General features: G+C 39.0%; 15 protein-coding genes. 14 read left to right on the top strand and 1 reads right to left on the bottom strand.

Annotation, left to right across the window (positions count from 1 at the left end; translation table 11 throughout):
* Positions 1-151 precede the first annotated feature (151 nt).
* Positions 152-646: an N-acetyltransferase gene (locus BQ9859_RS02505; protein WP_075876704.1), complete on the bottom strand. Its 495-nt coding sequence runs from the start codon at positions 644-646 to the stop codon at positions 152-154.
* A gap of 173 nt (positions 647-819) precedes the next feature.
* Here BQ9859_RS02505 and BQ9859_RS02510 point away from each other — a divergent pair, with 173 nt between their 5' ends.
* The 14 genes from BQ9859_RS02510 to BQ9859_RS02575 all read left to right on the top strand — a co-directional run bounded on the left by BQ9859_RS02510 (position 820) and on the right by BQ9859_RS02575 (position 13,329).
* Entirely contained in the window at positions 820-1,962 is a 1,143-nt protein-coding gene (locus BQ9859_RS02510; RefSeq protein WP_075876705.1) for an MFS transporter, read from the top strand.
* An 89-nt stretch (positions 1,963-2,051) separates the two neighbouring features.
* Positions 2,052-2,534: a 2-C-methyl-D-erythritol 2,4-cyclodiphosphate synthase gene (gene ispF / locus BQ9859_RS02515; protein WP_075876706.1), complete on the top strand. Its 483-nt coding sequence runs from the start codon at positions 2,052-2,054 to the stop codon at positions 2,532-2,534.
* Position 2,535: 1 nt separating this feature from the next.
* On the top strand, positions 2,536-2,982 hold the full coding sequence (gene dtd, locus BQ9859_RS02520) for a D-aminoacyl-tRNA deacylase (protein ID WP_075876707.1): 447 nt from the start codon (positions 2,536-2,538) through the stop codon (positions 2,980-2,982).
* 13 nt (positions 2,983-2,995) lie between these two features.
* The gene (folD, locus tag BQ9859_RS02525; RefSeq protein ID WP_075876708.1) at positions 2,996-3,874 is read left to right on the top strand and encodes a bifunctional methylenetetrahydrofolate dehydrogenase/methenyltetrahydrofolate cyclohydrolase FolD; all 879 of its coding nucleotides are present in this window, start codon (positions 2,996-2,998) and stop codon (positions 3,872-3,874) included.
* Entirely contained in the window at positions 3,855-4,064 is a 210-nt protein-coding gene (locus BQ9859_RS02530; RefSeq protein WP_075876709.1) for a DUF951 domain-containing protein, read from the top strand. The genes folD and BQ9859_RS02530 overlap by 20 nt, the downstream gene beginning before the upstream one ends.
* A 180-nt stretch (positions 4,065-4,244) precedes the next feature.
* Entirely contained in the window at positions 4,245-5,171 is a 927-nt protein-coding gene (locus BQ9859_RS02535; RefSeq protein ID WP_075876710.1) for a substrate-binding domain-containing protein, read from the top strand.
* Positions 5,172-5,257: 86 nt separating this feature from the next.
* Positions 5,258-6,199 carry a phosphate ABC transporter permease subunit PstC gene (gene pstC / locus BQ9859_RS02540; protein ID WP_075876711.1) on the top strand — a complete coding sequence of 314 codons (942 nt, stop codon included), beginning with the start codon at positions 5,258-5,260 and terminating at the stop codon, positions 6,197-6,199.
* Complete coding sequence (gene pstA / locus BQ9859_RS02545) at positions 6,196-7,437, top strand: phosphate ABC transporter permease PstA (RefSeq protein ID WP_075876712.1); 1,242 nt, start codon at positions 6,196-6,198, stop codon at positions 7,435-7,437. The genes pstC and pstA overlap by 4 nt, the downstream gene beginning before the upstream one ends.
* 10 nt (positions 7,438-7,447) lie before the next feature.
* Positions 7,448-8,206, top strand: coding sequence for a phosphate ABC transporter ATP-binding protein PstB (gene pstB / locus BQ9859_RS02550; protein WP_075876713.1), 759 nt, complete (start codon positions 7,448-7,450; stop codon positions 8,204-8,206).
* A gap of 14 nt (positions 8,207-8,220) precedes the next feature.
* A complete protein-coding gene (gene phoU / locus BQ9859_RS02555; RefSeq protein ID WP_075876714.1) occupies positions 8,221-8,868 on the top strand; it encodes a phosphate signaling complex protein PhoU in 648 nt (215 codons plus the stop codon).
* 33 nt (positions 8,869-8,901) lie between these two features.
* Positions 8,902-9,528 carry a phosphate signaling complex PhoU family protein gene (locus tag BQ9859_RS02560; RefSeq protein WP_075876715.1) on the top strand — a complete coding sequence of 209 codons (627 nt, stop codon included), beginning with the start codon at positions 8,902-8,904 and terminating at the stop codon, positions 9,526-9,528.
* 158 nt (positions 9,529-9,686) lie between these two features.
* On the top strand, positions 9,687-10,847 hold the full coding sequence (locus tag BQ9859_RS02565) for an iron-containing alcohol dehydrogenase (RefSeq protein WP_075876716.1): 1,161 nt from the start codon (positions 9,687-9,689) through the stop codon (positions 10,845-10,847).
* A gap of 133 nt (positions 10,848-10,980) precedes the next feature.
* Positions 10,981-12,084, top strand: coding sequence for a redox-regulated ATPase YchF (ychF, locus tag BQ9859_RS02570; protein WP_075876717.1), 1,104 nt, complete (start codon positions 10,981-10,983; stop codon positions 12,082-12,084).
* Positions 12,085-12,204: 120 nt separating this feature from the next.
* Positions 12,205-13,329 carry an aldo/keto reductase gene (locus tag BQ9859_RS02575; protein ID WP_075876718.1) on the top strand — a complete coding sequence of 375 codons (1,125 nt, stop codon included), beginning with the start codon at positions 12,205-12,207 and terminating at the stop codon, positions 13,327-13,329.
* Positions 13,330-13,542 lie beyond the last annotated feature (213 nt).

A 13,542-nucleotide genomic window follows, 5' to 3' on the forward strand; every position in this document is an offset into this window, starting at 1 on the left:
CAAAAAATTAAATCAACCAATAACAAATTATTATCTAACAGATAAACAAATAAAAATGATGCATACTCGATAATCAAATATCGAGTGTTGCACCATTTTTTACTATTCAACCTCTAAAGTCAGGTATCATAATAACAAAATCAAAAAAAGATTACAATTCTTTTTTTGATTTTTGATATGCTAAACGAGGAGAACCATCTTCTACATGAATGATGCCGCAATAAGCAAAACCATATTTTTTTAACAAATGCTGCATGATCGTATTATCCGCATGTGTATCGATTCGAATGTTCGTTATCTTTTGTTCACAGAATTGCAATACATTTGCGAATAGGTGTGGATGTTGTCCATTGCTTGCCAGTCGATGAATGGTTCCATAAGGAAGATCATTGAGCCAATGACCATCATATATCATTTGATAAGTAGGATCTTCTCCGATGATAAAAGCGAATGCTCCATAGATCTTGTTTTGCTCATCAAGAACATATAACTGTTTCTTTGCTATATCTTGTTGTAAAACAGCCATCGCCGGTTGATTATCTCCCCACTGATGTGGATTCTTGTTTGCTTTCATTTTTTCTCTGGCACAGGCATAAAGAACGGCTAAATCATTTAGATCATTTTGGCTCGCATATCGAATGTTCATCATGTTTCCTTTCTATCATAGGAGATGCAATTTATTGTAGCATAGATCAGATGAAATAGAAATAAATGACGGTTCATGTTATAATCTATACAAATAAGAACATCTGGGGGAAAAAGCATGTAAAATTTATTTCTGTCATATCTTTATCATATTTATAGAAAGGATCATGTTTTATGAAAAGGAACGTGTGGATCATGTACGCAATTGCGTTCCTGCAGGGCATGATATTTTATGCACCAATTGCCACTCTATATCGACAGGCACATGGCATTACCATTTTTGAAATTACATTGCTGGAAAGCATTTCTTTTGCAATATGTATTGCTTTAGAAGTTCCATGGGGCATTCTTTCAGAAAAGATCGGTTATCGTCGAACCATGATTTTTTGTTGTATTCTTTATTTCTTATCAAAGATTGTCTTTTGGCAGGCAGATGGTTTTTCTTTCTTTTTTATCGAGAGAGTATTGTTGAGCGTGGTAGTTGCCGGAATATCCGGTGTAGATGCCAGTATTTTGTATTTATCATGTGATAAGAAGAACAGCCAGCATGTATTTGGTATGTATCGCGGATTAGAAATGGGCGGATTATTTCTTGCCGCAATCCTTTTTTCTGTTTTTATTCAAGAACGCTATGATCAAGCCGCATTGTGGAGCGTATATAGTTATGGTCTTGCGATGTTGTTATCTTTTTTTCTTGTGGAAGTGAAGGAAGAGACAAGCAAGCAAGATGAACGAAATGCGATATGGAAGGATATACGGTCATTGTTTCAAAAAAAGCAGCTTTTCTTATTATTGCTTGCAATTGCTTTGTTCTCGCAGACACATCAAACGGTGACGGTGTTCTTAAATCAAATGCAGTACCAGGCTGTACATCTATCGGATGCTGGAATTGGAGCTGTATATATTGTATCTGCATTTGTCGGCATATACAGTGTTTCTTCTGCTTGGTTCATTAGAAAGTTAGGGTATTCACGCTCTATATATCTGGTGTGCGGCACTGCCGCTCTGGCTTGTCTTCTTTTAAGCATGACAAGCAGTATAGCTGGATCTGTAGGATCCATATTGTGGATACGTATTTTATATAGCATATTTGAACCAATTCAAATGGAACTGCAAAATCGGGAAATACAAACGGCAAACCGCGCAGCGATGTTAAGTGCATTCGCCATGTTTATGGATGGTGTTGCCATATTTACCAATCTCTTTTTTGGGTGGTTTTCGCAAATCGGTATTGCTTATGCTTTTTTATTAGGCGCATGCTTTTGTGCAGGAAGCGGATTGTTGTTTTTTCGCTATTTTATTGGCAAAAAGAAGTAGGGTGTAAATAATCATGCACCCTTTTTTAATAGAAACGATTTTATTTTATGCTATAATACTTTTAATTGAAAATAGAGTAGGTGATCAAATTGTTTCGTATTGGACAATCCAGTGATATACATCAATTGACAGAAGGCAGAAAACTGATCTTAGGCGGTGTAGAAATTGAACATGAAAAAGGACTGTTGGGCCACTCGGATGCGGATGCTTTGACTCATGCAATCGCAGAGAGCATTTTAGGAGCGCTTGCTTTAGGAGATCTAGGTGCACATTTCCCGGATACGGATGAACGATACCGGAATGTAAATTCGTTATATTTACTTTCTTGTGTATATGAAATGATGAAAGAAAAAGGATATGCAATCGGAAATGTAGATGCATTGATCATGATCGAACAGCCAAAGATGGCACCGCATATCCATGCGATGCGAGAAAATGTGGCTGCCTGTCTGCATTGTGCCTTGGATCAAATATCGATCAAAGCGACACGCGGAGAAAAATTAGGCTTTGTCGGGCGTGAAGAAGGTGTTTTGGCACAGAGCGTTGTGTTGTTGGTCAAGGAGGAAAGATAATATGCGTGTTTTGATCCAACGAGTGAAATATGCTTCTTGTAAAGTAAATGGAAAAATTACCGGAGAAATTGAGAAAGGCTTTCTGCTGTTTGTCGGCTGCAGTGATCGAGATGATGAAGAGGTCATAGCAAAAATGGCATCCAAAGCCAGTTCGCTGCGCATTTTTGAGGATGCACAAGGAAAAATGAATTGCAGTTTACAGGATGTGGGAGGAAAGATCCTCTCCATTTCCCAGTTTACTTTATATGCAGATTGTCGCAAAGGGCGGCGGCCGAGTTTTGTGGAAGCAGCCAAAGGAGATGTTGCGATCCATTTGTATGATGCGTTTAATGAACAGCTGCGAAAACTAGGCTTTCATGTGGAAACGGGTATATTTGGTGCAGATATGAAGATTGAATTATTGAATGATGGTCCCGTGACCATTTGGTTAGATAGTGATACACTTTAATAGGAGAAAGAATATGCAGATCATTGATGGGAAACAGATTGCCCAAAATGTAAAAGACGGGCTTCGAAAACAAATAATAGAATTTACTGAAAAAGGAATGCGTATTCCTCAATTAGTCGTTGTTTTGGTAGGAGAGAATCCCGCAAGCTTAACCTATGTCCGCAATAAAGAAAAGGCTTGTGAAGCAATCGGAATGGCAACAAAAACAGTGCGTTTGGCAGAGGAAACGACACAGGAAGAATTATTAAAGCTGATCGATGAATTAAATGCAGATACTGCAGTGGACGGGATCTTGGTGCAGCTGCCCCTGCCTGACCATATTGAAGAGCGCAAAATACTAAATGCAATCGATTCATCGAAAGATGTGGATGGTTTTCATCCAATGAATATTGGTAAATTGCTGATCGGGGAACAGACAAATATTCCTTGTACGCCAAAGGGAATCATGCGTATGTTAGAATCCATCGGGTATCAAGATCTAAGCGGGAAACGTGCTGTTGTCGTAGGGCGCAGTAATATCGTCGGAAAACCGATTGCACAATTGTTATTGGCAAAAAATGCAACAGTTACCATTGCGCATTCTCGAACGGCGCATATTGAGCAAATTTGTCAAGAAGCCGATATTGTAATTGCAGCTGTCGGTGTGAGCAAATTGATCAAAGCGAATTGGATCAAAGAAGGTGCAGTAGTCATTGATGTAGGAATCAATCGAGATGAAAATGGAAAGCTATGCGGAGATGTTGACTTTGAAGATGTTAAAGAAAAGGTAAAAGCGATTTCTCCTGTACCAGGGGGTGTTGGACCGATGACGATAGCAATGTTATTGGAAAACACGCTCCATGCATATATTGAACATGAAAGGGGAATAGAAAATGGACGTACCACAATATGATCTGAATGATATCATCGAAATGAAAAAAGAACATCCTTGCCACAAATCCAAACAATGGAAGATCATTCGCATGGGAGCGGATATTCGCATCAAATGCTTAGGGTGCGGTGCCAGCGTATTGATGCCGCGTGTCAAGTTTGAAAAGAAATTAAAGAAAGTAGTGGAACGGGCAAAACCGACAGACGAGTGAAAAAGCGTATCTTTGAGATATGCTTTTTTTTTGGCAACAGCACTTTACTTGCCTTTAAATAAATTTACTTAGATTTAACATGGTTTGAAAAACAATTAACGAAACGATGAAGATTATCTAATAATGGATTTGTATAATGATAGCTGTAAATGAGGAAAGCTCAGAAGGAGGAATGAACAAATGAAGTTCATGAAAAAAATGACAGCATTTTCAATCGCATGTCTGATGGGTCTGACTTTAGCAGGCTGCGGTGGAACATCATCAGGGGATGATTCAATTACCGTTTATTCACGCGATGCATCCAGCGGTACACGTGAAGCATTTGAAAAAGCAAATGATATGGAAGGGTCTTTGACAGATGCAGCAGTTACAGTAGACAGTAACGGAGATATGGCTACAAAAGTTGGCCAGGATGCAAATGGATTTGGTTATGTATCTTTGTCAACAGACTTTGAAGCAAACAACATTAAAGCATTGGATTATGAAGGGGTAACACCAACAGAAGAAACTGTTTTGGATGGCAGTTATGGTATGCAGCGTCCATTCTCTTATGTAACAAGAGCGGATGGTGACTTTGCAGATGATCGTACACAGGCATTGGTAGAAGCATTCATCGATTATCTGTGCAATTCTACTGAAGGACAGCAAGTTGTACAGAGCGCAGGTGGTATCGTTGACTTAGATAAAACAACACCTTGGGCTGAATTGAAGAAGAATCATCCGATCGTAGATGAAGACAACTCTGATTTGACCATTCGTACAGCAGGTTCTACATCAGTAGAAGGTACATTGAAAGCAGCATTGGAAGCATTCCAGGCAGAAGCAGGACAATTCCAGTTCACAATGACACAAAGCGGTTCAAGTGATGGCTACAAACGTGTTCTTGGTGATGAAAAAGACGGCGCAAACGCAGCTGATATCGGATTTGCATCACGTAATTTTGAAGACGGAGAAGATGTTTCAAAAGGTTTGTTAACTGGTCAATATTGTATTGATGCAGTCGTAGCCGTTGTAAGTGCAGACAATGATGCAGTGACAAATTTAACTGCCGATCAGATCAAAGGTATCTATACAGGAGAAATTACTACTTGGTCTGAATTGAAGTAATTGTTCAACTTCGAAGATGAGAACAAAGCCTTAGCAGTTCATTGCTAAGGCTTTTATAAGAAAAGAATAGTAGATAGGGTGAATGTATGGAAAAATTAGTTAGACCGCATATCAGTCCGGAAAAAAATCGAAAGAAGATGCAAAAAGATACAATCATGAAAAGCATCTTTCGAATTGCAGCCATCCTTTCAGGCGGTGCAATTGCTGTAATCGTTGTGTTTGTCTTCATGCGGGGCGTACAGCCGTTTCTTCCCGGATATGCGAATGGACAAGTAAATATTTTGGATTTTCTATTTGGTACGACATGGCGTCAAGATCAAGGGATATATGGAGTTGGATTTATTGTAATCAACACATTGTTAACTTCGTTTGGTGCATTGATCATCTCTTTTCCATTAAGCGTATTAACTGCATTATTTATCGTAAAAATTGCTCCTAAATGGTTAGCCAAAGTAATGACGACGATCGTTGAACTTCTTGCTAGTATTCCTTCTGTTGTATATGGAGTTTTTGCTGCTGGTGTGATTACGACAATGGTCATGAATTTAGCTGCATCCATTGGTGTTTCAACTGCTGGCGGAAACTCGTTTCTGTCCGTTATTCTATTGTTGGCCATCATGATCTTTCCAACGATCACATCATTATCCATTACAGCAATCAGCTCGGTCGATCAGGCATTGGAAGAAGGCAGTTTAGCATTGGGAGCAACAAGAACACAAACGAATTTTAAAGTTGTATTAATTGCTGCCAAATCAGGTATCTTTGCAGGCGCAATCTTGGGAATCGGCCGCGCTTTTGGTGAAGCAACCGCTGTTGCCATGGTAGCTGGAAACAAGATGTTTGGACCGACATTTGACTTGTTTGATATTACACGTACTTTAACCAGTACGATGCTTTCCGGATTAAAAGAAACGACGGGATTGGATTATGATATTCGTTTCTCCGTTGGTCTGGTATTGATGGTCGTGATCTTGATATCCAACTTTTTGTTGAATTTGATGAAGAAGAAAGTAGGTAATATGTCATGAAAGTAAAAACGGGAAATCAAAGAAAACGTCACTTTTATGATGGGATCTTACAAGGTTGTACATTTTTATCAAGCGGTATATCCGTTTTGGTCTTGATTGCGCTCTTTGTTTTCATCTTTTCAAAAGGTTGGTCTTTGATCAATTTTGATCTGTTAAAGAATAATTATTGGTCTGAAAATTATTCCGTAGAAACATTGACATCACAATCGGATACCACATTTGAACGTCCTGCTGATTTAAGCGAAGATGCATATTTTTCAGAAAAATGGGGTATTGCTTTCGTAGATCATGTAGATGCACATAAAGAGAAAATGATCCTTGTTGAATATATTGATGAAAATTCACCTTTGTATCATTTAAGCGATGTCAGTATCCGTAAGAACCCGAAAGCATTTGAGTTGCAAGTCGGTATGCAGATGACACGTTTGCAATATACAGATCAGGATGGAAAGATTCAGCTGGCTGGCGGATTAGCCGGGCATGGCGCACAAGATCTTGTGAATACGCTGGATCAAGATGCGGTCAGTGTGGATGCGATGTATATCCAGACCACAGGCGGCGGTATTCGCGGATCGATCATTTCTACATTCTATTTGTTGCTTGTTTCCTTGATCATTGCAATTCCGATTGGAGTTGCAGCAGCGATTTATTTAAATGAATATGCCAGAAAGTCAAAATTCAATATGATGCTGCGCAGCGGTATCGAAACATTGACGGGTGTTCCTAGTATCGTATTCGGTTTGATGGGTGTTACCGTGCTCTTCCCGGTAACACAGATTTTTGGAGCAACGACAACAAGCATCTTGCTGGGGGGATTGACAATGGCCATCATCTTATTGCCTACGATCATTCGATCTACGGAAGAAGCACTTCTGGTAGTTCCGCAGCATTTGCGTGATGCATCCTTGTCAGTAGGTGCCAATCAGTCACAAACGATCTTTAAGATCGTGTTGCCTTGTGCAGTGCCTGGTATTTTAACAGGCGTGCTGCTGGGCATTGGCCGCGTGATCGGTGAATCAGCAGCATTGATTTATACGATGGGAACATTCATCAATGATTCCCCGACATTGCTCAGTCAGGGAACTTCATTGGCTGTACAAATCTGGAGCATCATGAGCGGAGAACAACCAAATTATGAATTGGCATGTGCTATTTCGATCATTATCTTGTTCTTTGTCTTAATTTTGAACTTTGCAGTAAAAGTAATCAGCAAACGATTCTCAAAAGCTTGGTATTAGGAGGTAGCGTATGGAGAATGTAATATTTGATGTAAAACATTTAAACTTGTTTTATGGAGAAAAACAAGCTTTGATCGATCTTAACATGCAGATCGAAAAAAATGCGATCACTGCATTGATCGGCCCATCTGGATGTGGAAAATCCACTTTCTTACGCTGCTTGAATCGTATGAATGATTTGATCGATGGATGCCGGGTTGAAGGGGATATCCTGTTAGAAGGGCAGGATCTATATAAAGGAAACTTAAATGTCGTTGATTTGCGTACACGTGTAGGAATGGTCTTTCAAAAACCAAATCCATTCCCAATGTCAATATATGATAACATTGCTTATGGGCCTCGCTGTCAGGGAATCAAGGACAAGAAAGTCTTGAATCAAATTGTAGAACAGTCTTTACAGCGTTCTGCATTATGGGATGAAGTAAAAGACCGTTTGAAAGACAGTGCCTATGGTCTTTCTGGTGGACAGCAACAGCGTTTATGCATTGCGCGTGCAATCGCGATGGAACCGGATGTAATCTTGATGGATGAACCGACATCTGCCTTGGACCCTATTTCTACAAATAAAATAGAGGAACTGGCAACGGAATTGAAGAATGATTATACAATTGTCATGGTTACACATAATATGCAGCAGGCTGCGCGTGTGAGTGACTACACTGCATTCTTCTTATTAGGAGAAATGGTGGAATTTGACAAAACAAGCGTTATTTTCCAAAATCCAAAAGACAAACGTACAGAAGATTATATTACCGGACGATTCGGATAGTAGGAGGAAATGATATGATAAGAATTGATGGAAAACTCTCACAGATGGAGCAGACCTTGGTCAAGATGGGCAATCGTGTTGTCAGTATGCATGAATGTGTTTGCGAGGTATTGGCAGAACCAAATAAAGAACGTGAATTGGAAATCATACAAGCAGATGATCGCATCAATCATATGGAAGAAGAGATCAATGACCTTGCCATTGAATCATTAGCATTATTAGCTCCTGTCGCTAGTGATCTGCGCAAAGTGATTGGTACGATCAAAATTGCAACCGAATTGGAACGTATTGGCGACTATGCAAAAAATATCGCAAAATTTTTGATCAAACAAGACGGTTTGAGAGATTCAGTAGCAGATTATGCAATCTCTATGGAAAAAGACCTGATCACGATGTTGGAAAAAGCAATGCAATGCATGGTAGATCAAGATGAAGATGCTGCATTCGCTATTCCTGAGAGTGATGATCTGATCAATCAGCAGATGAAAGATATCCGCGAACAACTGCTTGCAAATACAAATGAATCAAAAGAAGATACCCTGAAAGAATTATTTGAGATCAGTGCAATGTTGCGCAATATCGAACGTGCAGGAGATCATATAAAAAATATTTGTGAACATGTTTTATATATGATGAAAGGTCAACATTACGATTTCGGATAATTCCTATTTGGATCACAGACAGGAGGGATAGGTTTGAACATAGAGATTCGGACAGAAAAGCTGACAAACAATGTGGTCAATATCTGTGAAACTGTCTGTAAACAACATGAAATATGTATTCAGATGTTAGAAGGAAAGGAATATCAGACTTTATACAAAGTGATGAAGAAGGAGCAGAGGATTCTTCGATTACAGGAAATGATCCAGCACCAGATCGAAGAACTTGCTCCATTTTTAACTACAGCTTCTACTGACTCCAGAAGATTGTTTGTATCGAAAAAAATTGTGGATGAGTTTGTGCTGATGAAAGACAATGCACGAACTGTAGCGGAATTTGCAAATCGTTGCAAAGATCATGATACACGGATGTATGTGCAGAAAATCGAAACGAAGCTGGTGGATATATTACGAAAGATTGCAAGATCTTATCAGAAAGAACAATTTGAGGAAGACAAAGATCTAAGACAGCTTTTTACAGAAACAGAACATGATCTAGAAGAATTCCGCATCAAGATTCAGCCGAGCGAATGGAAACAAAGCATGATCGAGAGTATGTCTTTGACCTTGCGCAGCATCTATACTATCTGTGATCACATCTATTATTTGTATACAGGTGAATCTGTATCAACTTCTTCTGTAACATGGAAATACAAACACTGAAAGAACCAAAATGGTTCTTTTTTACTTTGGTTATTGTTGGAATGTGTCTGATTATCATGAATACGGATGATTGCTTCAAACGCAATTGCAAAACAAATCAAAATATAGAATGTGTTTTAGCCTGCTATGTTTTATAATGATATCAGGAGGTATCTGTTATGGAAAATTTTGTATATGATATCAAAACAAAAATTTATTTTGGTGAAGGACAGATTTCACATTTGGGAGAAGCAGTTTCTGCTTGCGGAAAGAATGCTTTGCTGGTCTATGGTGGTGGAAGCATCAAAAAAATTGGTCTATATGACCAGGCTATGGATCAGTTAAAAGGTGCCGGGATCACAGTTACGGAATTAAGCGGAGTTCAGCCAAATCCAAAGATCGAAAGTGTAAGAGAAGGCGTGCGTCTGTGCAGAGAGCATGCAATTGATGTAGTCATTGCAATTGGCGGCGGCAGTACGATCGATGCTGCAAAAGTAATTGCCGGCAGTGTTAGCTATGACGGAGATCCTTGGGATATCGTGTTGGATCCTAGCAAAGTTGTATCCGTGCTTCCTATCATCTCTGTATTGACGCTGACTGCTACAGGGTCTGAAATGGATACATTTGCTGTTATCTCAGATATGACAAAAAATGAAAAATGGGGAACAGGGCATCCAGATTTCCGTCCATATGCTTCTATACTAGATCCAACTTATACATTCAGTGTATCTGCTTATCAAACAGCAGCCGGAACTGCAGATATGATGAGCCACATCATGGAAAATTATTTTTCTAATACAGAAGGCTATATGCAGGATAGAATGGCAGAGGCTTTATTGTCTACTTGTGTGAAATATGGAATCATTGCAGTAAATGATCCAAAGAACTATGAAGCACGTGCAAATTTGATGTGGACAGGAAGCTGGGCAATTAACGACTTGCTGAACTTAGGAAAGCCATGTGCATGGAGCGTGCATCCAATGGAACATGAATTAAGTGCTTTTTATGATATTACGCATGGAGTAGGATTGGCTATATTAACACCGCATTGGATGGAATATGTGCTTGATGAAAAGAGCGTAGATAAGTTTGTTGATCTGGCACACCATGTTTGGGATATACCGGTAGCAGGAAGAGATAAATTTGATGTTGCAAAAGAAGCTATTCAAAAAACAAAAGAATATTTCCTTTCAATGGGCATTCCAATGACTTTAAGAGAAGTGGGCATCGATGAAACTCATTTTGATATCATGGCGAAAAAAGCGAGCGAAGGAATGAAAGGGGCTTATCGTGAATTGACCCCAGAAGATGTTAAGAACATTTTTAAAGCCGCTTTATAGCAAATAAACAGCGAGATTTAATCGCTGTTTTTTTTGTCTGTTCAATAGGGCACATGAAGATAAAAGCCGTTTAGAAGTATTGAAAACATCGCATAAAAAGGGTAAACTATTAAGAGCGAGAGGAATGATATTTATGCCATTAACAGCAGGAATCGTCGGACTTCCCAATGTCGGGAAATCCACGTTATTTAATGCCATTACAAAAAGTCAGGTAGAGGCTGCTAATTATCCGTTTGCGACCATTCAGCCAAATGTCGGAGTAGTGGAAGTACCGGATGCAAGAGTTGACCGTTTAGTCGAGTTATTTCATCCAAAGAAAACGATCTATACTACTTTTGAATTCACGGATATTGCAGGTCTGGTGAAAGGTGCCAGCAAAGGAGAAGGTCTTGGGAACCAATTTTTATCCAATATACGGCTAACAGATGCAATTTGCCATGTTGTACGTTGCTTTGATGATCCCAACATCACGCATGTCGAAGGCAGCGTTGATCCTATTCGTGATATCGAGATCATTAATTTGGAATTGATCATGGCAGATTTACAGACTGTAGAAAACCGTTTGGCAAAAGTAGAGAGAAAGGCACAAACCAATAAGGATAAAGATGCTGTTGCAGAAGTCAATGTCTTAAAAAAATTACAGGAAGCATTGCTTGCTGGAAAATCTGCAAGAAGCGTTGATCTGGATAAAGAAGAACTTGCCATCGTAAAAGCATTCTCTTTGTTGACTCTGAAACCGGTGATCTATGTTGCAAATATGAGTGATGAAGAAATTGTAGATCCAGAAGCAAATCCTTATTATCAAAAGGTCAAACAGTATGCAGAAGCAGAAAACAGCCTGGTCGTGCCTATCTGTGCAAAGATCGAAGAAGAACTCAGTTCGCTGGATAAAGAGGAGAAAGCTGAATTTTTATCAGAGCTGGGAATTGCAGAAAGCGGATTGGATCAGATCATCAAAAGTGCTTATCATATCTTAAATCTTCGTACATTCTTAACTGCTGGAGAAGATGAATGCCGTGCATGGACCTTTAAAAAAGGAATGAAAGCACCGGAATGTGCAGGCGTGATCCATACGGACTTCCAAAAAGGATTTATTCGTGCAGAAACGTATGCATTTAAAGATATTGATGAACTGGGCAGTGAACACGCAGTAAAAGAAGCAGGAAAATTGCGTTTGGAAGGAAAAGACTATGAGGTGCAGGATGGAGATATCATGCATTTCCGTTTCAATGTATAGTTAGCAAAAGAGCAGATGCCGTCATCGTATCTGCTTTTCTTTTAGAAGAAAAAATGGTTTTTTGTTGAAAAGAATATATAATAGTGGTAGAGAAAGCAAACGTAAAGGAGTGGAGAATCTATGGAACGTTATTTTGGTGAAAATACCCCAAAACTGGGTTTTGGCTTGATGCGTCTTCCAAAAAAAGAGGATGGAAAAATTGATATCGAACAAACGAAACAAATGGTAGATCAGTTTATGGCAGCAGGAATGACTTATTTTGATACAGCTTATGTATATGATAATGGTGATTCAGAAAGAGCAGCAAGAGAAGCGTTAGTGGATCGCTATCCGAGAGACAGCTTTACATTGGCTACAAAATTAAATGCCTGGATAGGAATGCCGGATGAAGAAAGTGCCAAACAGCAGTTTTATACCAGTTTAGAGCGTACAAATGCAGGTTATATCGATTATTATCTGCTACATGCCATCAAAAATGAAAATATCAAGCGATATGATGAATTACATATTTGGGACTTTGTGAAAGAATTAAAAGAACAGGGTAAAATACGCCATTGGGGATTTTCTTTCCATGGAGGACCAGAGCTGCTTGACGAACTGTTAAAAAAACATTCGGATGCCGATTTTGTACAGTTGCAATTAAATTATGCAGACTGGGAAAACCCAAGCGTCACTTCTCGTGCAAATTATGAAGTTGCAAGAAAATATGGAAAATCGATCGTGATCATGGAACCGGTCAAGGGAGGTGTTTTGGCGAATCCTCCAAAACAGATCCAAGAAATTTTTGATGCGGCTGATCCAAATGCTTCCTATGCATCTTGGGCCATTCGTTATGCAGCAAGTCTGGATGGCATCATCACGGTTCTATCCGGTATGTCCAATATGGAACAGATGGAAAATAATCTGTCTTACATGAAGGATTTCAAGCCATTAGATACAAAAGAGATTCAAGTTATTCATCATGTGCAAGAAGAACTTGGCAAGATCAAATCAATTGCATGTACTGCCTGCCATTATTGCACGGAAGGATGTCCAAAACATATTCCGATTCCTAACATATTTGCAGCAAGAAATAAACAATTATTGTGGGGACAGATCGAAAGCGGAAAGCAAAGCTATGCCCAAGCTGTGGAAGGAAAGGGAAAAGCAAGTGATTGCATTGCGTGCGGACAATGTGAAAGAGCCTGCCCGCAACATTTACCGATCATAGAATTATTAAAAGATTGTGCAAAAGAATTTGATTGAAAGAAGAACAGACGTATTGATGTTTTTGCTGCGTCTGTTTTTCTTTTTACCTGACTGGTGTAAAATATTATTGTAAAAAAGAAATAAAAAAAACGTAAAAAATGTTCAAACTAGGTTCATTGCATTTTATATGCCTTTATTGTATCATTATAGCGATAATCCTATCATTAAAGTGAATTTGTAGTCACATGAAAAGATTATATATCCATTAAG

It is taken from the genome of Merdibacter massiliensis (genome assembly GCF_900155395.1).
In the GTDB taxonomy this organism is placed as follows: domain Bacteria; phylum Bacillota_I; class Bacilli_A; order Erysipelotrichales; family Erysipelotrichaceae; genus Merdibacter; species Merdibacter massiliensis.